Source organism: Cytobacillus oceanisediminis (assembly GCF_007830235.1).
Taxonomy (GTDB): Bacteria; Bacillota; Bacilli; order Bacillales; family Cytobacillaceae; genus Cytobacillus; species Cytobacillus oceanisediminis.
Genome location: NZ_VLKI01000015.1, coordinates 1 through 23,872, shown reverse-complemented (window position 1 = coordinate 23,872; position 23,872 = coordinate 1). Strand labels below are relative to the sequence as shown.

General features: G+C 43.9%; 20 protein-coding genes. 5 read left to right on the top strand and 15 right to left on the bottom strand.

The genetic code is table 11. From position 1 onward, the window contains the following. Positions 1 to 14: 14 nt before the first annotated feature. From IQ19_RS19720 to IQ19_RS19695, 6 genes are all read right to left on the bottom strand, one after another. A complete protein-coding gene (locus tag IQ19_RS19720; protein WP_144544331.1) occupies positions 15 to 659 on the bottom strand; it encodes a TetR/AcrR family transcriptional regulator in 645 nt (214 codons plus the stop codon). Positions 660 to 790: 131 nt separating this feature from the next. After that, positions 791 to 1,930 (bottom strand): acyl-CoA dehydrogenase, encoded by a 1,140-nt coding sequence (locus IQ19_RS19715; RefSeq protein WP_144544329.1) that lies wholly within the window; start codon positions 1,928 to 1,930, stop codon positions 791 to 793. A 164-nt stretch (positions 1,931 to 2,094) separates the two neighbouring features. Further along, the gene (locus IQ19_RS19710) at positions 2,095 to 3,225 is read right to left on the bottom strand and encodes an acyl-CoA dehydrogenase (RefSeq protein WP_144544327.1); all 1,131 of its coding nucleotides are present in this window, start codon (positions 3,223 to 3,225) and stop codon (positions 2,095 to 2,097) included. 85 nt (positions 3,226 to 3,310) lie between these two features. After that, the gene (locus IQ19_RS19705) at positions 3,311 to 4,162 is read right to left on the bottom strand and encodes a 3-hydroxybutyryl-CoA dehydrogenase (protein WP_144544325.1); all 852 of its coding nucleotides are present in this window, start codon (positions 4,160 to 4,162) and stop codon (positions 3,311 to 3,313) included. 436 nt (positions 4,163 to 4,598) lie between these two features. Continuing rightward, a complete protein-coding gene (locus IQ19_RS19700) occupies positions 4,599 to 5,786 on the bottom strand; it encodes an acetyl-CoA C-acetyltransferase (RefSeq protein WP_144544323.1) in 1,188 nt (395 codons plus the stop codon). 845 nt (positions 5,787 to 6,631) lie between these two features. After that, positions 6,632 to 8,743 (bottom strand): heterodisulfide reductase-related iron-sulfur binding cluster, encoded by a 2,112-nt coding sequence (locus IQ19_RS19695; RefSeq protein ID WP_144544321.1) that lies wholly within the window; start codon positions 8,741 to 8,743, stop codon positions 6,632 to 6,634. A gap of 296 nt (positions 8,744 to 9,039) precedes the next feature. Between IQ19_RS19695 and cls the strand changes: the two genes are divergently transcribed. Both cls and uvsE read left to right on the top strand, forming a co-directional pair. Then, on the top strand, positions 9,040 to 10,248 hold the full coding sequence (gene cls / locus IQ19_RS19690; protein ID WP_415802569.1) for a cardiolipin synthase: 1,209 nt from the start codon (positions 9,040 to 9,042) through the stop codon (positions 10,246 to 10,248). 31 nt (positions 10,249 to 10,279) lie between these two features. After that, positions 10,280 to 11,236 (top strand): UV DNA damage repair endonuclease UvsE, encoded by a 957-nt coding sequence (gene uvsE / locus IQ19_RS19685; RefSeq protein WP_144544319.1) that lies wholly within the window; start codon positions 10,280 to 10,282, stop codon positions 11,234 to 11,236. A 268-nt stretch (positions 11,237 to 11,504) separates the two neighbouring features. Here the strand turns inward: uvsE and IQ19_RS19680 are convergent, their stop codons facing one another. Then, positions 11,505 to 12,056, bottom strand: coding sequence for a cysteine dioxygenase (locus tag IQ19_RS19680; RefSeq protein ID WP_144544317.1), 552 nt, complete (start codon positions 12,054 to 12,056; stop codon positions 11,505 to 11,507). Positions 12,057 to 12,082: 26 nt separating this feature from the next. Then, positions 12,083 to 12,997, bottom strand: coding sequence for a DMT family transporter (locus IQ19_RS19675; protein WP_144544315.1), 915 nt, complete (start codon positions 12,995 to 12,997; stop codon positions 12,083 to 12,085). Between the two features lie 186 nt (positions 12,998 to 13,183). Between IQ19_RS19675 and IQ19_RS19670 the strand changes: the two genes are divergently transcribed. Together IQ19_RS19670 and IQ19_RS19665 are read left to right on the top strand one after the other, a co-directional pair. Then, on the top strand, positions 13,184 to 14,815 hold the full coding sequence (locus tag IQ19_RS19670) for an acetolactate synthase large subunit (protein WP_144544313.1): 1,632 nt from the start codon (positions 13,184 to 13,186) through the stop codon (positions 14,813 to 14,815). A 14-nt stretch (positions 14,816 to 14,829) separates the two neighbouring features. Next, complete coding sequence (locus IQ19_RS19665) at positions 14,830 to 16,266, top strand: aldehyde dehydrogenase family protein (RefSeq protein ID WP_144544311.1); 1,437 nt, start codon at positions 14,830 to 14,832, stop codon at positions 16,264 to 16,266. Between the two features lie 272 nt (positions 16,267 to 16,538). Here the strand turns inward: IQ19_RS19665 and IQ19_RS19660 are convergent, their stop codons facing one another. From IQ19_RS19660 to speE, 7 genes are all read right to left on the bottom strand, one after another. Beyond that, positions 16,539 to 16,718, bottom strand: coding sequence for a XapX domain-containing protein (locus IQ19_RS19660; protein WP_144544309.1), 180 nt, complete (start codon positions 16,716 to 16,718; stop codon positions 16,539 to 16,541). Between the two features lie 133 nt (positions 16,719 to 16,851). Beyond that, positions 16,852 to 18,522, bottom strand: a complete 1,671-nt coding sequence (gene argS / locus IQ19_RS19655; protein WP_144544307.1) for an arginine--tRNA ligase — start codon at positions 18,520 to 18,522, stop codon at positions 16,852 to 16,854. Continuing rightward, on the bottom strand, positions 18,509 to 18,961 hold the full coding sequence (locus tag IQ19_RS19650) for a YwiB family protein (RefSeq protein ID WP_199749504.1): 453 nt from the start codon (positions 18,959 to 18,961) through the stop codon (positions 18,509 to 18,511). The genes argS and IQ19_RS19650 overlap by 14 nt, the downstream gene beginning before the upstream one ends. A 190-nt stretch (positions 18,962 to 19,151) precedes the next feature. Beyond that, a complete protein-coding gene (locus tag IQ19_RS19645; protein ID WP_144544305.1) occupies positions 19,152 to 19,331 on the bottom strand; it encodes a hypothetical protein in 180 nt (59 codons plus the stop codon). A gap of 18 nt (positions 19,332 to 19,349) precedes the next feature. Continuing rightward, complete coding sequence (locus tag IQ19_RS19640) at positions 19,350 to 19,538, bottom strand: DUF4177 domain-containing protein (RefSeq protein WP_144544303.1); 189 nt, start codon at positions 19,536 to 19,538, stop codon at positions 19,350 to 19,352. Between the two features lie 88 nt (positions 19,539 to 19,626). Then, on the bottom strand, positions 19,627 to 20,511 hold the full coding sequence (gene speB, locus IQ19_RS19635; protein ID WP_144544301.1) for an agmatinase: 885 nt from the start codon (positions 20,509 to 20,511) through the stop codon (positions 19,627 to 19,629). 54 nt (positions 20,512 to 20,565) lie between these two features. After that, on the bottom strand, positions 20,566 to 21,393 hold the full coding sequence (gene speE / locus IQ19_RS19630) for a spermidine synthase (RefSeq protein ID WP_144544299.1): 828 nt from the start codon (positions 21,391 to 21,393) through the stop codon (positions 20,566 to 20,568). A gap of 256 nt (positions 21,394 to 21,649) precedes the next feature. On the opposite strand from speE, the gene IQ19_RS19625 reads away from it, so the two are divergent. Continuing rightward, entirely contained in the window at positions 21,650 to 23,719 is a 2,070-nt protein-coding gene (locus tag IQ19_RS19625; protein WP_144544297.1) for a transglycosylase domain-containing protein, read from the top strand. Positions 23,720 to 23,872 lie beyond the last annotated feature (153 nt).

Below are 23,872 nucleotides of genomic sequence, written 5' to 3'. Positions count from 1 at the left end.
AAAATTTAAACTTATTAAGCGTTTTCCGAAACCTTGCTTGGGTTTCTTATCCCTTGAAAAAGCAGATCAGTCTGCAGCTTGATATATTCCTCAATCGTATACATTTTTTGCAATGTCCAGCGCCGGAATGCCCACATTTGCCCCTGTACAAAAATGTTATGGGCAATCATTTTAATTTTCTCCTCGGGCAGATCCAGTTCACCGTTTTCCACACAAAGCGTAATCACATGCTCAAACATGCCAACCATTTCAATTTCTTTTTTCAGAACGTACGGAAGCGCGTCCTTTGTTAAGGATTTTACTTCCTGGTACATGACGAGCACTTCATCCTGCATTTCATCGACTACCTTGAAATAATCAGCGATCCCCTGCTCCAGGCTTTCAAGTGTACCCTGTTTTGTATCAAGGCCTTTTTGCAGCCGCTCTGCAACCTGGTCATAAATACTGTCACAAACCAGGTATAACACGTCTTCCTTCGTCCGGATGTACTCATAAAGCGTCCCGATACTAAAACCAGATGCCTTTGCGATCTCTCTAGTTGTTGTACGATGGAACCCTTTTTGAATAAAAAGGGTGACGGCACCTTTAATCATTTGATCGCGCCTCTTTTTAACAAGGCGCTCATCTTTAACAGAAGCCTGCACTTCCCGTTTTTTCATTTTTACCTACCGCCTTTGCAAATCCCCCGTTTTTGCTGAATCCCTGTTTCAGCTTGAATAAGACCAAAGCACCTGCCGCCTATTTTATTGGAAGCCGGACAACTGGCCTGCCCCAAGTTAAATTACTTTTCTTATTTCGTTACCATACGCGAGATTACGAGACGCTGAATTTCCTGCGTTCCTTCGTAAATCTGCGTAATTTTCGCGTCACGCATAAAGCGTTCTACCGGATAATCCTTTGTATAGCCATATCCGCCGAAAATTTGAACAGCATCCGTTGTCACCTTCATTGCCGTGTCGCCGGCTAGAAGCTTAGACATTGCAGATTCTTTTCCGTATGGAAGGCCTTCTGATTCCAGCCATGCTGCCTGATAAGTTAATAGTCTTGAAGCTTCAATGCTTGTCGCCATGTCCGCCAGTTTGAATCCGATCCCCTGCTGAGCAGCAATCGGCTTGCCAAACTGTACTCGCTCTTTTGCATACTCGATGGAAGCATCCAAAGCACCCTGTGCAATTCCGACAGCCTGTGCTGCGATACCATTGCGTCCGCCATCAAGTGTCATCATCGCGATTTTGAAGCCTTCTCCAACTTCTCCTAGTACGTTCTCAACAGGAACCTTGCAATCTTCAAAAATAATTTCTGTTGTCGGCGATGAACGAATGCCCAATTTCTTTTCCTTCTTGCCTACAGAAAAGCCTTCAAAGCCTGCTTCCACAATAAATGCTGTTGTTCCTCTATGTTTTTCAGCCGGATCAGTTAACGCGAATACCACATAAATATCTGCAACTCCCCCGTTTGTGATGAAAATTTTGCTGCCGTTCAATACGTAATGGCCGCCTTCCAGACGCGCAGTTGTTCTCATTCCGCCTGCATCTGAACCGCTGCCAGGCTCAGTTAGTCCGTACGCACCGATTTTTTCACCCTGGGCCATTGGCTTTAAATACTTTTGCTTTTGTTTTTCGCTGCCAAACTTGAAGATCGGCCAGCCTGCAAGGGAAGTATGTGCAGAAAGGGTTACACCTGTTGAAGCACACACTCTTGAAAGCTCTTCAACTGCGATGCAGTATGCAAGGTAATCGCTCCCGATTCCGCCGTACTCTTCAGGCCAAGGAATACCTGTTAAGCCAAGCTCCGCCATCTTATTGAAGATTTCACGGTCAAAACGCTCTTCCTCATCACGCTCTGCCGCTGTTGGAGCTACTTCATTTCTGGCAAAGTCGCGAACCATTTTTCTTATCATTTCATGCTCTTCACTTAATTGAAAATTCATTGTCAGTCCCTCGCTTTGTATGAATCGTTGATATAATTTGAATTTCGTTGATATAGTGGAAACTTCGTTGATAAAAGGTTGGTTTTCGTTGATATATTGAAATTTTCGTTGATAAAATGTCTTTCCTGCTGCTTTTCGGCTATGATAGGGCCTGTCTCGCTCTATTAAAGCTGCTTACTGATGACAATCCGCTGAATTTCACTTGTTCCTTCGTAGATTTCGGTTATTTTTGCATCACGGAAGTAGCGTTCAACCGGATATTCCTCTGTATAGCCGTATCCGCCAAAAACCTGGATGGCTTCTGTCGTAACTTCCACTGCTGTTCTTGATGCAAAAAGCTTTGCCATGGATGCTTCCAGCCCGCACTTGATTCCGCGCTGGCGAAGCTCAGCAGCGCGATAGATTAATAGCTTTGCAGCTTCAACATTTGTCGCCATGTCCGCTAGCTTAAATCCTATTCCCTGCTGAGCAGCAATCGGCTTTCCGAATTGTACGCGCTCCTTTGCATAATCGGCTGCTGCTTCAAATGCTGCCTCAGCAATTCCAAGTGCCTGTGCAGCAATCCCGATCCGCCCTGCATCCAGGTTTGCCATAGCAATCTTAAAACCTTCACCTTCATTGCTGAGAAGGTTTTCAGCCGGAACGCGCATATCTTCAAAAGTCAGCTGCAGCGTCCTGGATCCGTGCAAGCCCATTTTGTGCTCATCTTTTCCGAATACAAGGCCTGGAGCATCCTTCTCTACGATAAACGCGGAAACTCCTTTGCTGCCCAGCTCCGGATTTGTCGAAGCAAATACAATATACACATCTGCCTCGCGGCCATTGGTAATGAATACCTTCGATCCATTGATAACGTAATGGTCTCCGTCTTTTACTGCACGTGATTTTAAACTTCCCGCATCTGAGCCTGCGCTCGGTTCTGTGAGGCAAAAAGCGCCAAGATACTCGCCTGAAGCAAGCTTTGGTACATATTTTTGCTTTTGCTCCTCTGTTCCGAAATATAGTATCGGATTAGTCCCTACAGATGTATGGACCGATAAAATAACGCCTACCGTCGCACTTACTCGGGACAGCTCATGAATGGCAATGATATAAGAGGTAAAATCCATTTCCGATCCGCCGTACTTCTCCGGAATTGGAATCCCCATCAAGCCGAGATCGCCCATTTTACGCAGAATCTCTCTCGGAAACTCGCCCTGCTCCATTTTTTCAACAAAAGGTGCAATCTCCGTCTGGGCAAAATCGCGCACCATTTTTCTCATCATTTCCTGCTCTTCTGTAAATCTCAGGTTCATTTGTATTCCCCCCGATGCTGCTTGGCTTTTAGTAGCCAAGCCCCTATGATTGGTAAACTGTCTCAAGGGCCTTAAAGCCCTTGCTTTATTCGTAAACGTAGAAGCCTCTGCCTGTTTTCTTGCCGAGCCAGCCAGCTTTAACATATTTTCTTAATAATGGGCATGGGCGGTATTTATCATCGCCAAAGCCTTCGTGGAGTGTTTCCATAATATAAAGACAAGTATCCAAGCCAATGAAATCTGCTAAAGTCAGCGGTCCCATCGGATGGTTCATGCCAAGCTTCATCACTTCATCAATCGCCTCTTTCGATGCAACCCCTTCATAAAGTGTATACACCGCTTCATTGATCATCGGCATCAATACCCGGTTGGAAACGAACCCTGGGAAGTCGTTTACTTCAACAGGTACCTTTTTAAGCGTTTTCGTAATATCTTCGATTGTTTGGTACACTTCATCCGCTGTAGCAAGGCCGCGGATGATTTCAACCAGCTTCATCACAGGCACTGGATTCATAAAGTGCATGCCGATCACTTTTTCCGGACGGTTTGTAGCAGCCGCGATTTCTGTGATTGGAAGGGATGATGTATTGCTTGCCAAAATCGCATGCTCTGGTGCAATTTCATCCAGCTGGCTGAAGATCTTTGTTTTAATCTCCTTGTTTTCAACTGCCGCTTCGATGATAAGGTCAACATTTTTTGCATCCTGCAAATCCGTTGAAGCGGTTACATTTCCGAACACAGTTTCCATTTCCTCCGCTGTCATGCGCTCTTTCTCCACCTGGCGGGAAAGATTCTTTTTAATAACGCCCAGTCCGCGTTCTACAAACTCTGCCTTCAGGTCGTTCAGCAGCACGCTGTATCCCGCCTGTGCACAAACCTGTGCAATTCCAGATCCCATTTGTCCTGCCCCGATTACCATAATGCTTTTTACGTTCATGTTCATATCCTCCGTTCTTGAACTTTGGCCGGTATTTCTGCTGCTTTGGCCGGTAAATCATCATTTTTGGCCGGTAAATGTATGAATTCGGCCGGTAAAAGCCGTAAATTGGCCGGTAAATGACTTAAAAGTTATATACAATCTATTAAACTGCTATTTTTGACCGATCCCTCTTTTATTTGGCCGATAAACTTCTAGTTTAGGCCGATAAATATTCAAATTTGGCCGTTAAATTGCCTTTTTTGGCCGATAAAAACTAGAATTTGGCCGTTAAACTGCTTTATTAAGGACCGGTAATCCTTGAATGGACCATTAAACTGCCCTTTTGAACGGCAATTCCTCGAATTAGCCATTAAACTGCTTTTTTTTGACCAATAATTCCTCGTATCTGTCATCAATTGCACTTACGGCCGTTAAACACCCATCCTGCTCTAAATTACTGCTTCGGAACCTCGATCATGACTGCATCGCCCTGGCCGCCGCCGCTGCAGATGGCCGCAATGCCGATTCCGCCGCCCCGGCGCTTTAATTCATGCATTAATGTTAAAATAATTCTCGCTCCGCTTGCGCCGATTGGATGTCCCAGCGCGACTGCTCCACCGTTCACGTTGACTTTTTCTTCATTCAGATTGGCAATTTTTCCACTCGTTAACGCAACTGCCGCAAACGCTTCGTTAATTTCAAACAGATCAACTTCTTCAAGAGATTTTCCTGTCTTTTTCAAAAGCTCATTTATAACAAGTCCCGGAGTCTGCGGGAAGTCTTTTGCTTCAACTGCGATAGCTGCATGGCCGAGGATATAGGCTTCCGGCCTTTTGCCTTCACGTTCTGCACGCTCTTCGCTCATGAGCACCAATGCTGCTGCGCCATCGTTAACACCCGGTGCATTTCCGGCAGTAATCGTTCCGTCCGAATTGAACACGGATCGAAGCTTACCCAGCTTTTCTAAAGAGGTATCTTTACGAGGCGATTCATCCTGAGAAACAACGACAGGTTCACCTTTTCGCTGCGGAATTTGCACAGGTACAATTTCCTCTGCCAATTTGCCAGATTCAATTGCAGCGATCGCACGTTCATGGCTTCTTAATGCCCAGTTGTCCTGCTCTTCACGGCTGATTTCAAATTTTTCCGCTGTTGAATTTCCGTACGTTCCCATATGGACGCCTGTGAAGCTGCAGCTTAACCCATCATGAACCATTAAATCCTTAACTGTCGAATCACCCATGCGCAAGCCCCAGCGTGCTTTCGGCAATATGTAAGGAGCATTGCTCATAGACTCCATGCCGCCAGCCACAATCACTTCCTCGTCCCCTGCACGGATAATTTGGTCACCCAACGTCACACTGCGCATCCCGGAAGCACAAACCTTATTGATCGTTTCGGTTTTTATTTCCCATGGCAAGCCTGCTTTTCTTGCAGCCTGGCGCGAAGGAATTTGGCCCTGTCCGCCCTGGAGAACGGTTCCGAGAATCACTTCGTCCACTTCTTCAGGATTTACACCGGCGCGATTTAATGCTTCTTTTACTGCAAATCCACCAAGATCAGAAGCAGAAAAGCTGCTAAGACCTCCGGCAAATTTTCCAAAAGGTGTTCTTACTCCGCTAAGAATTACGGTTTTCCCCATAAAAGAATCGCTCCTTTGTACTATTAATTTAAAATGTTCGAAAAATTTTTTAGAAAAAATTTTGAGTCTCTGCAGTTGGTCTTGTTGAAGTTAAATGTAGGTGAGGTACTAAGGTTGACTGAACGCTCGCTCGAAAAGACGGCGTACAAATAGGAGATAATCGATCTCCATCCCGTTTTTTAAAAATTGTAAGCGCTTTATTCTATTTTACTAGAAAAATAGCAGAAATTGAAACACTTTACACAAAATTCATAAAGTTTAACTTCCATGAGCGGGTCCCCCACATGGTTAGTTAAACTTACCATGCTTAGGGCGCCACATCCTCCCAAAAGCTACCGCTTTCGGTCGTGCGATGAATCGCTGACGAAGTTTCCTTGTCCTGTGGCATCGCCTGGCTAGGACGTCCTGTCCGTCGCCGGGCTTTCACTGGCAGTTGTCCACCTAATATTCAGCAGATAAAACTGTCTATCAATTGTGGACTTACTGCCAGTTAATCTGCGGCAAAAATCATTCTCCTGTCACATACATGTATGCCCGAAAGTGACTAAAAATGCTTTAAATAATTTTGTTTCAGTGCTTCCATTTCTACTAATGTTACTTTATTTTAGGCTTTGTTAACTTGTCTGTTGATCTCCGCTCCAGACGCTCAGCGAACCGCGGGCGGTCCGGGAGCCCCCTCGGCGCATGACGCACCTTCGGGGTCTCCCTTTGACTCGCATTCCCGCAGGACATTGAATAAACAGCCTTGAATTAACACCTCACGAAGAAAATGCGAATGCATTTTTGAGGATCTCGCGTCTTCCGCTCCAATCAACACGGTGCCAAATTATATAATTACCATATTTTTAAGAAGCTAAATTCTGCTTTTCACCCACAATGGACTTTTCTAGAATTTCAGCAACATCGTACGTGTGAACCTGTTCTTCCACTTCTTTTGCTTTTGTTCCATCAGAAAGCATGGTTAAGCAGTAAGGACATCCTGAACTGATCACTGACGGGCTAACCGCAAGCGCCTGCTCTGTACGTGATACGTTGATGCGGTGTCCTGTTTCTTCCTCCATCCACATCAAGCCGCCGCCCGCTCCACAGCACATGCCGGTTTCGCGGTTTCTTTCCATTTCCACAAGCTTAACGCCTGGAATAGACTTAAGGATTTCACGCGGAGGATCGTAAACCTCGTTGTAGCGTCCAAGGTAGCAAGAATCATGGAATGTGATTGTTTCGTTCACTGCATATTGCGGCTTCAGCTTGCCTTCTTCTACAAGCTTGGCAAGAACCTCAGTATGGTGATATACCTCTGCCTGCAATCCGAAATCCGGATACTCGTTTTTGAAAATGTTGTAGGCATGCGGGTCGATTGTAACGATTTTCTTCACTTCATTTTTCTCAAATTCTTCAATATTCTTAGTCGCAAGCTCCTGGAATAAGAACTCGTTGCCTAGACGTCTTGGCGTATCGCCTGAGTTCTTTTCCTTGTTTCCAAGAATAGCAAACTTGACGCCTGCCTCATTCAATAGCTTGGCAAAGGATAGAGCAATCTTTTGGCTGCGGTTATCGTAAGATCCCATTGAGCCAACCCAGAATAAGTATTCGAACTCTTCTCCCGCCTTTTTCATTTCCTTCACTGTCGGCACATGAACATCCTCGCGTGCCTCTCTCCAGTCTTCGCGCTCCTTGCGGTTTAGTCCCCAAGGATTGCCCTGGCGTTCGATATTCGTCATCGCTCGTTGTGCATCAGCATCCATTTTACCCTCTGTTAAAACAAGGTAACGGCGCAGATCGATAATCTTATCAACATGCTCATTCATAACAGGACATTGGTCTTCACAGTTGCGGCAAGTCGTACATGCCCAGATTTCTTCTTCTGTAATGACTTCGCCAATCAGGCTTGGGCTGTATGCAATGCCAGCCGCCGCTTCTTCAGCACCTTGGCCTGCTGCTGCAAGAGCAATCTGATTGCCTTTCGTGTTTGAAAAAGCAAATGTTGGCACCCAAGGCTGCTTGGATGTAACAGAAGCACCGTGGTTTGTTAAATGGTCGCGCAATTTGATAATCAGATCCATAGGCGAAAGCATTTTACCAGTACCTGTAGCCGGACACATATTTGTACAGCGTCCACATTCCACACATGCATAGAAATCAATCATTTGGTGCTGTGTAAAGTCTTCAATCTTGCCGACACCAAAGCTTTCTTGCGATTCATCTTCAAAATCGATTTCTTTTAATTTTCCCGGGTTATCCATGCGGTTGAAATAAACGTTGGCCGGTCCGGCGATTAAGTGAGCGTGCTTGGATTGCGGCACGTACACAAGGAATGCTAATAGGAACAGCAAATGAATCCACCATGCGATATAGAATACAACGATCGCCCCGGTTTCTCCCATCCATGAGAATGCTCCTGCAATGAGGGACGCAACAGGCTCAGACCATGTTCCTTCATGGCCATGCCAGATCATGCTCATCCCATTTCCAAGGAGAACAGAGAGCATTAACCCTCCGATAAAAATAAGTACAAGACCTGCTTTAAATCCTCTCTTTAAGCGAACAAGCTTTTCAACATAACGTCGGTAAAAAGCCCAGATCACTGCAACAAGGATCATCAGGGTCACAATTTCCTGGAAAAACGTGAAGCCAGGATATAAAGGTCCCAGCGGCAAATGTGCACCAGGCTTAATTCCCTTGATAATAAAATCAATGGCACCGAATTGAACAAGAAGAAATCCGTAGAAAAACATGAGGTGCATGATTCCGCTTTTCTTATCCTTTAAGAGTTTCTTCTGTCCAAACACATTGACCCAGATTTTTTCTAGGCGCTCTTTTACTTTGCCGTCAAATTCGACCTTTTTGCCAAGCTTGATATATTCGATCCGTGTCTTGACAACATAGACAAACAGGCTGACAGCGTAAGCGGTTACAAGAAGGAATGCAATTAAATTAATCCATAATAAACCGTTCATAGGGCATAGTGCTCCTTTCGTAAATTATCCCAGCACTTTTTGTGCTAATTCATTCTCCTTAGAAAATTTTAAATACAATAAAATTTTCTGAATTTATCTCTTACTCCCATTATATTATGAATGAGCATTCAGTCAACCACTTTTTCAATAAAGTTGTTCGAAAAGTTTAATTATTTTGTTATCCACATGTAGATAACTTCTATTCGTTTTGGAAAAAGTCCTGCAATAAACTTGAAGATTCCATGATAGAAATGCAACCGAAGGAAATACTAACAGGAAATCTTGTTGAGAGGAAGATGGCATTGACAGTCTGGAATATCATCATGGTCATTTTACTCGTGCTCTTTTTATGGATGTATATCGATTTTACATTGGGCCGTAAAAATCATTTAAAAAAACTTGAGCGAACAAATTGTCCAATCCGCCAGAGCGATATGGAGATGTTTACAGACGGGCCTGCTCTATTCAAAGACTTGTTTTCCGAAATAAGAAACGCCCAAAAGCATATCCATATTTTATTTTATATTTTGAAAGATGATAAAATCAGCCAGGAGTTTTTAGCCATTCTAAAGGGTAAAGCAAAGGAAGGGGTTGAAGTCCGCCTCCTTCTCGATTGGGTCGGCAGCTTTCCTGTTAAGAGAAAAACAGTTAAAGATCTCAAGAGCAGCGGAATTAAATTTTCCTTTGCACATGTTCCAAAGCCGCCTTTTCTTTTCTATTCGTTTCAAGCTAGAAACCACAAGAAGATTACCGTTATTGACGGAAAGATCGGGTTTAGCGGCGGTTTTAATATCGGGAAAGAATACATTAATAAAGACCCAAAGCTGACACCCTGGCGCGATTACCATTTAAAATTCCAAGGCGAAGGTGTTCACGATCTTCAAAGAGAGTTTCTTGTAGATTGGTACAAAGCAACAAAGACCGACCTGCTGGCAGACAGCATCTATTTTCCTGAACTCCATACGGGCAAATATAAACATCAGTTGGCTGCTTATAAAGGGGCCTTTATGGAAGAAAGCTTTTCCTCTATAATCCGAAATGCAAAGAAGTCCATTACAATTGGCACGCCTTATTTTATTCCGAGCAAAAGGCTCTTCCAGGACTTAAGCCATGCATTGAAACGAGGCATCACTGTAAAAATTCTTGTTCCCTGCATGACGGATCATGTCCTTGTAAAAGAAGCCTCTTATCATTATTTAAGAAAGCTGCTAAAGCAAGGTGCCTATGTATATGAATATTTGAACGGCTTTTACCATGCCAAGGCCATTATCATTGATGATGAAACCAGTGATGTCGGAACTGCCAATTTTGATAAACGGAGCCTGTTTTTAAACTATGAAATCAATTGCTTTATTTATGACAAAGAATTCATCCAAAAAGTCCAAGCAGTTTTAGATAAGGACATTCAAAATGCGAAAAGATTAACGTTAAAAGAATTAAACCGTCCGGATCCTTTTCGGACATTTAAGGAGATGCTTGCCCGCACGGTGGCCAGTTTCCTTTAAGGGAATCCGGGGAAAAGAAGGTGCAGCAAAAATGAAGATTCGCTTAGGATATGTTTCCCACGCGATCAGTTTGTGGGAAGCTTCCCCTGCCAGAACTTTAACCTTTACCCGCTATCAGCAAATGCCTGCCGAAGAAAGGCTGGAAAAACTGAAAACAGTCACAGCTCAAAATCTGCAGAACACGTTAAGGATGCTGCATTACAATATTGCACATGAAATTCAATTGTACCGGCTCTCCAGTTCCATCGTCCCCCTAGCCACCCATCCTGAAGTATTATGGGATTTTGTCACACCCTTTAAGGAAAAGTGGCTGGAGATTGGCGAGGTTATCAAAAAACATAAACTGCGGGTCAGCTTCCACCCCAACCAGTTCACCTTGTTTACATCACCCCGGGAAGAAGTAACAAAAAACGCTGTCAAAGATATGGAGTATCATTACCGGATGTTTGAAGCCATGGGTGTGGAAAAAGAAAGCATCATCAATATCCATATCGGCGGGGCATATGGAGACAAGCTGACGACAATTGATCGTTTTCATGAAAATCTAAAGATGCTGCCATCTTACATTAAAGAAGTAATGACGCTGGAGAACGATGATAAAACCTATAATACGGATGAAACTCTGTTGGCCTGCCAGCAAGAAAATATTCCTCTTATGTTCGACTATCATCACCATATCGCCAACCTCGGGAACCGGCCGTTGGAAGAACTCCTGCCGGAAATTTTCCTTACATGGGAAAAAACCAGCCTGGAGCCGAAGATTCATATTTCATCCCCTAAATCTGAAAAAGCTTTCCGGTCCCACGCTGACTACGTAGATCTTGACTTTATCAGGCCGCTTCTCAATTTGCTGAGAACCTTTGACCGGGACATCGACTTTATGATTGAAGCAAAAGCAAAGGACAAAGCAGCTCTTAAGCTGACAGAGGAGATCAGCAGCATACGCGGCGTCAAAAGGCTCGGCGGTGCGGAGATTGAGTGGAAATAACGAGGGAGTTCCTCCGCCAAAGAGGAACTCTTTTTTTGGGCTCTGTTAAACTTGCCTATTGATTTCCACTCAATATGCTCAGCGAACAGCGGGCGGTCCCACGCTCCTCAAGCACTAAGCCTGCGGGGCCTCCCTTTAACTCGCTTCTCCCGCTGGACAATGAATGGCGTCCTCGAATAAGGAAATGCGGCATTTTCGAGGTGTCTTCCGCCTTCCGCCTTCCGTTCCTACAGGGTGCCAACATCAACAATGAACTTTAACAAGCCTTTTATTTTAACTGGATTTCTTTTACCTTTTTCCTCATATCTTCTGGCCACCATGCCCCACAGTCATCTGATACGATACAAGCAGCGCATTTCTCCAGATCATATACCTTCATCCCCGTAATTGGCGGTGAATAAAGATGCAAAGTTACAAGATAATCCATACCTGCTCTCTTCATTTTGTGAACGCCCTTTTTAGGCGCAAAAAAGAAGGAACCCTGCCCCTTTATCTCAGCAAACAGCTCCTGTGGAATCTGATTTTGTTTCACTGCAAAAACTGTATTTTCAGAAGCCCCGTTTAAAACTTGTATCCATCCGCATGAATTCCCATGATCGTGAGGGGCACATTCTAAATCCGACCAGTTCATTACAAGTAGTTCCACTTCATCATTTTGATAGAGAAGCTTGCGATAGTAGGGCTTTCCATCTGCAGATTGCAGATAAGGAAGCATCTCTTCCAGGTTAATATCCAGTGATTTCAACGCCTTTTTAAGCTCTTCTGCAGAAGGCGAATTCAATTCATCCAAACAGCCTTTAAACCGGTCATGCAAAGCCATAAATGATTCCCCCTTCACATTTTGGCTTATCGTCTCCTCCATAAAATAATCGTACCTATCTGACCATTGACTATCAGAACTCCTATAATAATTATGACACCACCCAGTATGCTTATGAAAAAAACTTTCTCATGCAGCAGAAAAATGGCCGCAATCAGGGTGAACAACGGTTCCATATACATAAACATCGAAACCTTTGACGCTTCCAATACTTCGTGCGCCTTAGCCCAATACCAATAAGCAATCCCTGATACAAATACACCTAGAAATACTATATGGCTCCATTCGACGGCAGTTAAAAGATGAAAGCTCTCCCATCCCCTATCTCTTACCAGAAAAGGGATGGTTAGGCTGCATCCCAGCAAACTCATATAAAATGTAACAACAAGAGATGGAAGTTCAATGTGCAGCCTTTTTAACAGTACTGAGTAGACCGCCCAATTCAGCGTACTTATAATCATTAGGATATAACCAATATTTATGGCAAACCCCAATGTCTGACCGCTTCTCGCCCCGGTCACCATCAAAACCCCTGAAATAGCAATCATTATACCGATTGACCTTACGAGTGTCAGCTTCTCATGCAAAAAAACCATCGAAAGCAATACTGTGAACACAGGCGAAAATGAAATCATCCACCCTGCTGAGGAAGCGTCAATCGTAAGAAGAGCAGTCGCCTGGATCACTTGATGAATAAAAACCCCCAACACACCGAGCACAATCAAATGCGGAATATATTTGACGGGAATCTTTAAGGGATATCTTTTCAAAAGCAGTAAAAAGAATAAAAATGCTGCACCAATCGCAAAGCGAAGCATAAGCAGCGTGAACGGATCCAATTTATCAATGACTGCTTTTGTTGAAACAAAAGAAATTCCCCAAAAACAAATCGAAATCGTGGCATATAAAGAAGCTGCAAAATTAGCTTTTACTGGAATCATAGGATACCTGATTTCCTTTCCGAATATATGTCTTTTTTCATCATATGCTCGTCCAATTGGAAAATGCTGATCTTGTCCATCAAACAGTCTGCTGGTTAAGGGATGCCATTCTGTTTATGAGGACATATATGTGGAATAGTCAAATAAGCAATATTTTTTATCAAATAGACCCAGGAGGTGTTAAGAATGAAAGCAGCACAGCTACTTATTAAGTGTCTTGAAAACGAGGGTGTTGAATATATTTTCGGTGTTCCTGGCGAGGAAAACCTGGATATTATGGATGCTCTTCTCGATTCAAGCATTGAATTTATTGTGACCAGGCATGAAACAAATGCAGCGTTTATAGCAGGTACCTATGGCCGCCTGACAGGAAAGCCTGGAGTCTGCTTATCTACTTTGGGACCGGGCGCAACAAATCTGCTGACAGGGGTTGCTAATGCAAATATGGACCACTCCCCTCTCATTGCCATAACCGGACAAGCAGGCTTGGACCGGCAGCACAAAATTTCCCATCAATACTATGACCTGGTTTCCGTTTTTGAACCGGTGACAAAATGGAATGCCCAAGTTAAAACAACAGATATCATTCCGGAGGTTGTCAGGAAAGCTTTTCGAGTAGCCACGAAAGAAAAGCCTGGAGCTGCTCATATTGATCTTCCTGAAGATGTTGCGGCCATGGAAGTGGATTCATCCCCGCTTGAAATGATGAATCATTCTCTGCCGGAAGCCAGTGAACGAGTGATCCAGGAAGCCGCAAATTTGATAGAAAAAGCAGAACACCCGCTTATATTGGCTGGCATGGGGGTTGAAAGAGGACAAGCTGCCGACAGCTTGCGTGAACTTGTGGAAAAAACCAGGATTCCCGTTGTCCATTCCTTTATGGGTAAAGGAGCCATATCCTGGAGAAATGAGTTAAGCTTGCTTACCGCCGGTTTAAGCAGCAATGATTATATTACTTGCGGATTCCGGGAATCAGATTTAATTATTGCAATAGGTTTTGATATGGCAGAATATCCGCCAGGAAATTGGAATCCCGGCGGGCGAACACCGATTTTGAATATTGATACGATCGAAGCTGAAACGGATGCAAGCTATCCGGTTAAGCATCATGTACTAGGCGATCTAAATGAAAATCTACAAGCATTGCATAAAGCCCTCTCCCCTTCCAGCCGAGACAACAAATGGGTTGCAAATGTCAGGGACAAAGCACTCAACGAATTGGAGACGTTTGAAAATGACTCAGGTTTCCCTGTCAAGCCGCAAAAAATCATTGCTGATTTGCGAGCTGTTTTAAATGATGAAGACATCGTGATATCTGATGTTGGGGCGCACAAAATGTGGATGGCCAGAATGTATCATACCTATGAACCGAATACATGCCTCATTTCCAATGGCCTTGCTTCCATGGGCGTAGCTGTTCCGGGAGCCATTGCCGCCAAAATGGTCCATCCCGACAAAAAGGTGGTCGCCGTCTGCGGTGACGGTGCCTTTCAGATGTCCAGTGCTGAGCTTGAGACAGCCAAAAGACTCAATCTTCCTATCGTTATTCTATTATGGAGAGACGAAGGCTACGGTTTAATTGAATGGAAACAGTTAAATGAGTTTAACCGGTCATCCCATATTAAATTCGGAAATCCGGATTTTATCCAGCTTGCTCATTCATATGGATTTGAGGCAATCGAGATACAAAACACAGGCGAATTAAAGCCCGCTCTGGAAAAAGCAGTTGAGATGAATAAGCCAGTCTTAATTGATTGTCCGGTAGACTATAGCGAAAATATGAAACTCACAGAAAAATTGGGTAAAATTCTCTGCTAGCAAAGGAGGAATAGATGATGATCATAGGCTCGATTATCAATGGAAAAGAGAGAAGCGAAACCCACCGTGAAACGCTCGAAGTCCGTAATCCCTATAATCAGGAGATCGTAGCTGAAATCGCCCTTGCAGATAAAAGCGACATGGAAGAAGCCGTGAATAATAGTGTCAAAACCTTTGAAACAACCATGAAAAAAATGCCCGCTTTTGAAAGGGCTGAAATATTGCGGAAAGCTGCCGACATTCTGGAGGAGAAGGCTGAGGATTTTGCGGCGATCATTATGCAGGAGGCAGGAAAACCGATCAAGCATAGCCGGGCAGAAGTTAAACGGTCTATTCAGATTCTCCGTTTTGCATCTGAGCTTTCCAAGAATATAACTGGTGAAGTCCTTCCTATGGATGCTGCCTTGCGCGGAGAAAACAGAATGGGAATGGTTAAGCGCACGCCAATCGGCCCAGTAGGTGCTATCACTCCTTTTAACTTTCCTTTAAATTTATCTCTTCACAAAATTGCACCTGCTATAGCAGCCGGCAATACCGTTATTTTCAAACCTGCTGAAAAAACGCCTGTCTCTGCCTATATGCTTGTTAAACTCTTTGAAGAAGCCGGGCTTCCTGATGGTGTGCTAAACCTTGTCCTTGGCACCGGAGAAACAGTAGGTGCCCACCTGACCATCCATAAACTGGTTCCGAAGATTACCTTTACCGGAAGCCTTGCGGTTGGAAAAATGATCAGGGACACTGCCGGCCTAAAAAAAGTAACGATGGAGCTTGGTTCAAATTCGCCTAATCTTATTTTCGAAGATGCCGATCTTGATAACGCGGTGGACAAACTAGTGATGGCGGCATTTGGCTACTCAGGTCAGGTATGTGTTTCTGCACAAAGAATCTATGTCCATCAAAGCATTTACGAGCAGTTTCTTGAAAAATTTATTAAAGCTACAAACAAGCTTAAGATTGGCGACCCGCGTGAGGAAAGCACCGATATAGGTCCAATGATTGATGAAGGGGCAGCTTCCAAGACAAAAGCCTGGATCGACGAAGCCAGGGATCAGGGTGCAAAGGTTGAAACCGGCGGGGAACAAGATGGAACTGTTGTGTCACCAACCATTTTAACCAGTGTGAAAAGTGATATGAAGGTTGTTTCAGATGAAGCATTTGCTCCCCTTGTTTCCGTTATGCCTTTTGAGACCGAAGAGGAGGCAATCCAGCGTACCAATGATTCGGTATACGGATTACAAGCCGGTGTGTTCACGAAGGATATTAACCGTGCTATCCGTGTAGCGGACAGTTTGGAAATGGGCGGCGTCTGGATCAATGAAGCTTCAAGCTACAGGCAGGACAACTACCCTTACGGCGGTGTAAAAGAAAGCGGCATTGGCCGCGAAGGCGTAAAATATGCAATTGATGAAATGACAGAAATGAAGTTCATTGGGATTAATTTGAAAGGCTAATTAAGATAAAATGGACAAATCCTCATGGGTTTGTCCATTTTATCATTGCCTATTATAGTAAAATCCTATTCCCCTCCCTGTTTGGATCCTCAAAGAATGTTTTATTCGCAAAATCCAGAAGTTTATTCGCAAGTTTACCCATTTTGTTCGCAAAATCCAGGATTTATTCGCTAATTTTGATCGTTTATTCGCTAAAATTCAAGATTTGTTCGCTAAGTTCACAATTGATCCCCAAAAAGGGATAACCGAAAATATGCGGGCCTTCCTTTTTCCTATCTCACTATATTCTGCAGCCATGGCAGAACCACTTCATATGCTTTAAAGCCGAGATAAATGCCAACAATTCCCATAATACCCGGAAGAGCGGGAGGTGCAGGGATCGGCAGCTTCATAAAAGCAAATATAAATCCAACCAGAAATCCTGTAACTATTGATAAAAGAACGATTTTCATAATATCCTCCTTAACCTTGCTTACTATGTTTTACCAGTCTAACTATAAACCTAAACTTATGCTTATAGCTTCCCCTTTTTCGGTAAAAACATGAAAAAAGCCGGCACTGTGTGTGCCAGCCTTGTATTAGTTATTACATTTTCTCAGGAGCAGATACTCCGATCAATGCCAGTGCGTTTTTCAATGTTGTTTGTACCGCTTTGATCAGTGCCAAACGGGCTTTTGTTCTTTCCGGATTTTCAGCGTCCAATACTTTTTCCGCGTTATAGAAGCTATGGAAAGTGGAAGCCAGTTCAAAAATATAGTTCGTAATTCTGTGCGGCATGCGCTTTTGAGCTGCTTCAGCAACAGCCTGCGGGAATTCGCCGATCTTCTTAAGAACGTCCATTTCCTTTTCTGCTTGGATAAGAGAAAAATCTGCATTATTGTCAGCAGAGATGCCCTGCTCTTCCCCCTGGCGCAGGATGCTGGAAATACGTGCGTGTGCGTACTGAGCATAATAAACAGGATTTTCATTTGACTGGGATACAGCCAGATCAAGGTCGAAATCAAGATGTGTATCCGCGCTTCTCATTGCGAAGAAGTAGCGTGTAGCATCCAGTCCCACCTCTTCCACTAGATCGCGCATCGTTACGGCTTTACCTGTACGTTTGCTCATCTTCATTTTTTCGCCGTTTTTATACAAATGAACAAGCTGGATGATTTCCACTTCAAGTGCTTCACGGTCATAGCCCAGTGCCTGAATTGCTGCTTTCATACGCGGGATATAGCCGTGGTGGTCAGCACCCCAAATGTTGATCAGCTTTTCAAAGCCTCTTTCAAGCTTGTCTTTATGGTAAGCAATATCCGGTGTCAGATACGTGTAAGAGCCGTCATTTTTGATCAGAACGCGGTCTTTATCATCGCCGAAAGTAGTAGAGCGGAACCATGTGGCGCCGTCCTCTTCATAAATATGGCCGTTATCCTTTAACGCCTGAAGGGCAGTGTCGATTTTGCCGTTATGGTAAAGAGAAGTTTCAGAGTACCACACATCAAAGCCCACACGGAAGTCTTCAAGGTCTTGCTTAAGCTTGGCCATCTCATATTTCAGGCCATATTCACGGAAAAAGTCAAAGCGTTCTTTTTCATCTTCATTCACATATTTATCACCGAACTCTTCCGCAAGCTTTTTTCCAATGCCGATAATATCTTCACCATGGTAGCCGTCAGCCGGCATTTCTTTTTCCATGCCAAGAGCCTGGAAGTAACGTGCTTCAACAGATAGAGCCAGATTGTTTATTTGATTTCCTGCATCGTTTATATAGTATTCACGGGAAACATCATAGCCTGCTTTATCTAAAATATTGCATAGGGAGTCCCCGACTGCCGCACCGCGGGCATGTCCCAAATGCAAATCGCCAGTCGGATTCGCAGAAACGAACTCCACCTGGATCTTTTGGTTGTTGCCGATTGTCGTTTCGCCGTACTTATCTCCTGCTTCAACAACAGCCGGGATCAAGTCAGTCAAATAAGAGTTATTCATGTAAAAATTGATAAAACCAGGGCCGGCAATTTCAATTTTTTCAATGGAAGCCTTTGAGCTATCAAAATTAGCGATAAGATCTTCCGCAATCATTCTCGGCGCCTTTTTGGCCACGCGTGCCAATTGCATCGCCATATTGGTAGAATAATCGCCATGCGCCTTTTCCTTCGGGATTTCAAGAATCACATCCGGAATTTGCTCTTCCGCGGCCAAACCGGCTTTCACGACCGCATCCTTAATTTCCTGCTTTAATTTGCTTTGAACCTGCTCAACTATGTTCATTGTTCTCCTCCTCAAACGTTATCGCCAAATGGTATGTACCTGCCTGGGATCCTTGCATTTTTAAATCGTATAAAATATCGATCGAGCCTTCACCGGATTCGTCATCATATTGGTGAACCATCCTTTTGGTCATAGTGCCCATCTCAAACACTCCATAAGGCGTCTGGTAGCTGCCCCGGAGCTTTTTATTCATCTTAAAAGGGAGCCTCATCTTCACGGCGCCGCTTCGTAAAATCAGTCCATCTGTATCGGACATCTTTATAGTTGTTTTTACTGCTCCCTCTTCCATCTCTTCATCATACTGAAGGAAACGGGAAGCATCTTTTATATAGTATCGGCCAAAAGCAGTCAATTCAAAAGTATCTTTACTGCCTCCGCTGCGAATATCCGTCTTCACTTTAATCTTCACAGGCATTTGTTCCGCTGAGCGACTGGACAACGGCAACACATCCTTTTCATCTTCATCTAGTCTATAACTATATAAGTATAAATACTCCACAGGGAAAGTGCAAGATGAGTACCATTCACTTCACTGATATGCTTCCTTGCAAATGCGACAAACATGACTAGCAAGTGATGTTTGTCGCAGGTACCACCCGAATTTTGTCGAATAAAAAAAGGATGAAACATTATGTTTCTTCCTTTTTACTTTGTTCAAGGCTGCGGGAAATTTCCCTAAGTATTTGATTATTTTCCTTTTGTGTTTTAATCAGGCTAACCGCAAACCAAATGCCGAAGACCAGGACAGCGATATAAAACAAAAAAGGGATAATAGCGAACAGCGGAAAAAGTGCTCCTGCATCCATCATTTATACTTAACCTCCCTCTTAATCAACTTTCCGTTTGAAAATAAGCTCATAAAAGGCTGGAGTGCCATAGCCCCTAATTCCTGGAGCAAAAATTTGAACGAGCTCCCATCCTTCTCTTTCATGTTCCCTGACAATCTCGTGATAATCCTTTGTTGGCGCCAACTTAAATGTGGATAATTCTACTTTAACAAATTTATGCTCATACATAATTAAGCCCCCTTTTCCTTACATACGGAGGTCGGAGGAAAAAGTTTCAAGTACACAAAAAACGGAGACAAAAGCCTCCGTTTCTCAATTATTTCTTTACCCACCCAAGAATCATTTCACGAATCATCTTGCTCGCTGTATTGGCTGTTTGTTCAGATGGGTCATAGATTGGCGCAACTTCTACAAGATCAGCCCCGACAACTTTTACATCTGAATGCGCAATTTCATGGATAGAAGCAAGCAATTCTCTTGATGTGATGCCGCCTGCGTCCACTGTACCTGTTCCAGGCGCGTGCGCAGGGTCTAAAACATCAATGTCAATTGTTACGTAAACCGGTCGGCCTGCAAGCTTAGGAAGGATATCTTTCAGCGGCTTATGCACTTCAAATTTTGAAATGTGCATCCCGGCTTTCTTCGCCCATTGGAATTCCTCTTTCATTCCGGAACGGATTCCGAAAGAATAGACATTGCCTGGTCCGATCAGATCCGCAGCTTTACGGATTGGTGTAGAGTGGGATAATGGCTCCCCTTCATAATGCTCGCGGAGATCCGTATGGGCATCCATATGGATAATCGCTAAATCCGGATACTTTTTGTACATCGCCTTAATGACAGGCCAGGAAACCAAATGCTCTCCGCCCATGCCAAGCGGGAACTTATCTTCAGCCAGCAGCTGATCGATAAACTCTTCAATCATATCGATGCTTTTTTGCGGATTTCCAAAAGGCAGCGGAATATCTCCAGCATCATAGTATTTTACCTCTTCCAGCTCGCGGTCAAGGTAAGGGCTGTACTCTTCAAGCCCGATAGACACTTCACGAATGCGGGCAGGGCCGAAACGTGAACCCGGACGGTAGCTGACTGTCCAGTCCATCGGCATTCCATAAATGACCGCTTCACTTTCTTCATAGCTCGGATGGCTTTTAATAAATACGTTGCCGGAGTAGGCTTCGTCGAATTTTACCAAGGTCATCCCTCACTTCCTATGTAATGGCAGGCTGCTTTAAAAAGGCAGCCTAAAATTAAATTACTTCACTAAATCCTGCACGAACTTCGGCAATACGAATGCCGCTTTATGCAATTCTTTTGTATAGTATTTTGTTTCAATCTCATGGAAACGCTCTTCGCTTACTTCTAGCGGATCATATTTTTTTGATCCAATTGTGAATGCCCACATTCCACTTGGATATGTAGGAATATTCGCAGTATACAGACGTGTGATTGGGAAAATTTCTTTTACATCGCGCTGCACGTTACGGATTAAGTCCGCTTTGAACCAAGGATTGTCGGACTGCGCTACAAAGATACCGTCTTCTTTAAGCGCTTTAGAGATTCCAGCGTAGAAGCCTTTTGTGAATAGGTTTACAGCAGGTCCAACAGGCTCAGTAGAATCAACCATGATCACGTCATATTCATTTTCGCTTTCAGCAATGTGCATAAAACCATCGCCTACCTGTACATCAACCCGAGGATCATCCAGTTTGCCTGCAATCTCAGGAAGGTACTTTTTAGAGTACTCGATTACCTTTCCGTCAATATCAACAAGAGTCGCTTTCTTTACACTTGGGTGCTTAAGCACTTCGCGAATTACACCGCCGTCACCGCCTCCAACGACAAGCACGTTTTCAGGGTTTGGATGCGTAAATAGAGGAATATGCGCCACCATTTCGTGATATACAAACTCATCCTTGATAGAAGTCATAACCATATCGTCAAGAAGAAGCATATTGCCCCACTCTTCTGTTTCAACCATATCAAGCTTTTGGAAATCTGTCTGTTCTGTATGTAAAGTACGCTTCACCTTCATTGTAATCCCAAAATTCTCAGTTTGTTTCTCTGTAAACCAAAGTCCCATTCTTTAATCATTCCTTCCATAAAAAAATGAATTATCTCTTATATGAGCAGCAAAAAGCATTATCATCTTTTATACTTCCCTAACATGCAAATTACAAACACAGAAAAAGTATAGTTGAATCTAGCAAAATTGCAAGAAAAATTTCGTAATTGCTAGAGAAAGATGTTTAAAACTCCCCTGTTTTTTCAATACTGAAGATATGTACTTATCATTACTTTGTTTTTTTAAAATAAGAAAGAATTTGGGGGTGACTCAATTGGAGATTATGACGGATCAGCGTTTTCGAAAAACGATGAAATATTTGCGCGCTATACTCATTATTAGCTTAATAGGCATGGCTCTAACAGTCGTTATGATTGGGGGCATCTTGGTTTATGCAAAGATATTGGGTCCGCCTCCGCTCGCCGTTCCGCAATCCACATTATTTTTCGCAGATGATGGTACGGTAATTGGGGAAAGCCATAACGGTCAAAAACGCTATTGGGCACCTCTTGAAGATATAAGCCCTCATTTAATCAATGCGACTGTTTCGATTGAGGATAAGAATTTTTTTGAACATAATGGGTTTGATTATAAAAGAATCGCCGGCGCAGCTCTGGCTGATATTAAAGCGATGGCAAAGGTACAGGGTGCGAGTACCATCAGCCAGCAATATGCCCGCAACCTTTTTCTTGAACACGAAAAAACATGGAAGCGGAAGATCCTGGAGGCCTTCTACACCATTCGCCTTGAGATGAACTACACCAAGAAGGAAATCCTCGAAGGCTATTTAAATACGATTTATTATGGAAATGGCGCTTATGGTGCACAGGCAGCAAGCCACTTTTACTTCGGAAAAGACGCCATTGATCTGACCCTGGCTGAGGCTGCTATTTTATCCGGAATCCCCAAGGGCCCTGGCATCTATTCGCCATTTGCATCAGCTGAAAAAGCAAATTTGCGGCAAAAGGTTATTCTGCAAACGATGGTTAAAAACGGGATGATCAGCCAAAAAGAAGCTGATCAAGCTGTAGCAGAAGAGCTTAAACTTGTTGGTGAGCACCTCCACCCTAAAACTAAAACAGCACCCTATTTCCAGGACGCTGTCCGCAACGCGCTAAAAACGCAGCTGAAGCTGGATGAGCGAACGATTGAATTGGGTGGATTAAAGGTTTACACCACTCTGAACCTGAAGGAACAAGAAATCGCGGAAGAAACAGTTAGTAAGCTTATGTCAAGAGACTCGGAGATTCAAGTGGGATTTGTAGCCATGAATCCTAAAAACGGCTATGTTAAAGCAATGGTTGGAGGACGGAATTATGAGGAAAGCCCATTTAACAGGGCAATCCAGGCTGTCAGGCAGCCCGGATCGACGATAAAGCCGCTGTTGTATTATGCAGCCCTGGAACAGGGTTTTACCCCTTCAACTCCGATTCGAAGCGAACAGACGACATTCCGCTTTGAAGATGGCACACCCGATTACACACCGCATAACTTTAACAGCAAATATGCGGATGATGAAATAACAATGGCTCAGGCGCTTGCCCTGTCAGACAACGTCTATGCCGTAAAGACCCACTTGTTTTTAGGAGAGGAGACTCTCGTCAATACAGCCAAGAAATTTGGCATTACGTCGAAAATGGCGAAGGTTCCTTCACTCGCACTCGGTACTTCTGGTGTGAGAGTCATCGAGCTTGCAAACGCATACAGCATGTTTGCCAATGGCGGCAAAAAGGTATCCCCTGTCATGATTAAGCGCGTTGAAAACCATAAAGGCGACGTAATCTATCAGCAGGAGCCCTTCCAAATGAAGGTCCTGCGTACGGATCTCGCTTTTGTGATGACCCATATGATGACCGGAATTTTTGATCCGAAGCTAAATGGATATGCCCGTGTAACAGGAAGCACGGTGATTAACGACATGACACGCCCATACGCCGGAAAGTCGGGATCAACCGAAACAGACAGCTGGATGGCTGGCTTCACCCCTCAGCTGGTGACGGCTGTATGGACGGGCTACGACAAAGGCCAAATGATCACTAATACAGTTGAAAAAACCTATGCCAAGAACATATGGATCCGGTTTATGGAGGAAGCCCATAAAGGAAAGCCCTCAAAAGCATTTAAAGCGCCAGAGGGCACAGTTGGCGTCTATGTGGACCCTGCCAACGGAAAAATTGCTGCAGATAACTGCCCGGTCAAACGCCTGACCTATTTCACCGAAGGCACAGAACCGACCGAATACTGTACAGACCATTTAAGCCACGAACAAGAGAAAAAACCTGAGCAGTCTGATAAGAAGCCGAAGACACCTTGGTATAAGAAATTGTTCCAGTGGGCTTCGTGATTTGGAAATCGTCTGGATGCCCGATCTTAAAAATGAGATTGGGCATTTTTGATTTTCAATCAATCTTCCTGTTGAGTTTGAGAACAATTGGCTCTTTTCGTCCCCTTTCTCTGGCTTTCCCGCCGAGTTCGGGCACGATTGACCTCTTTTCGT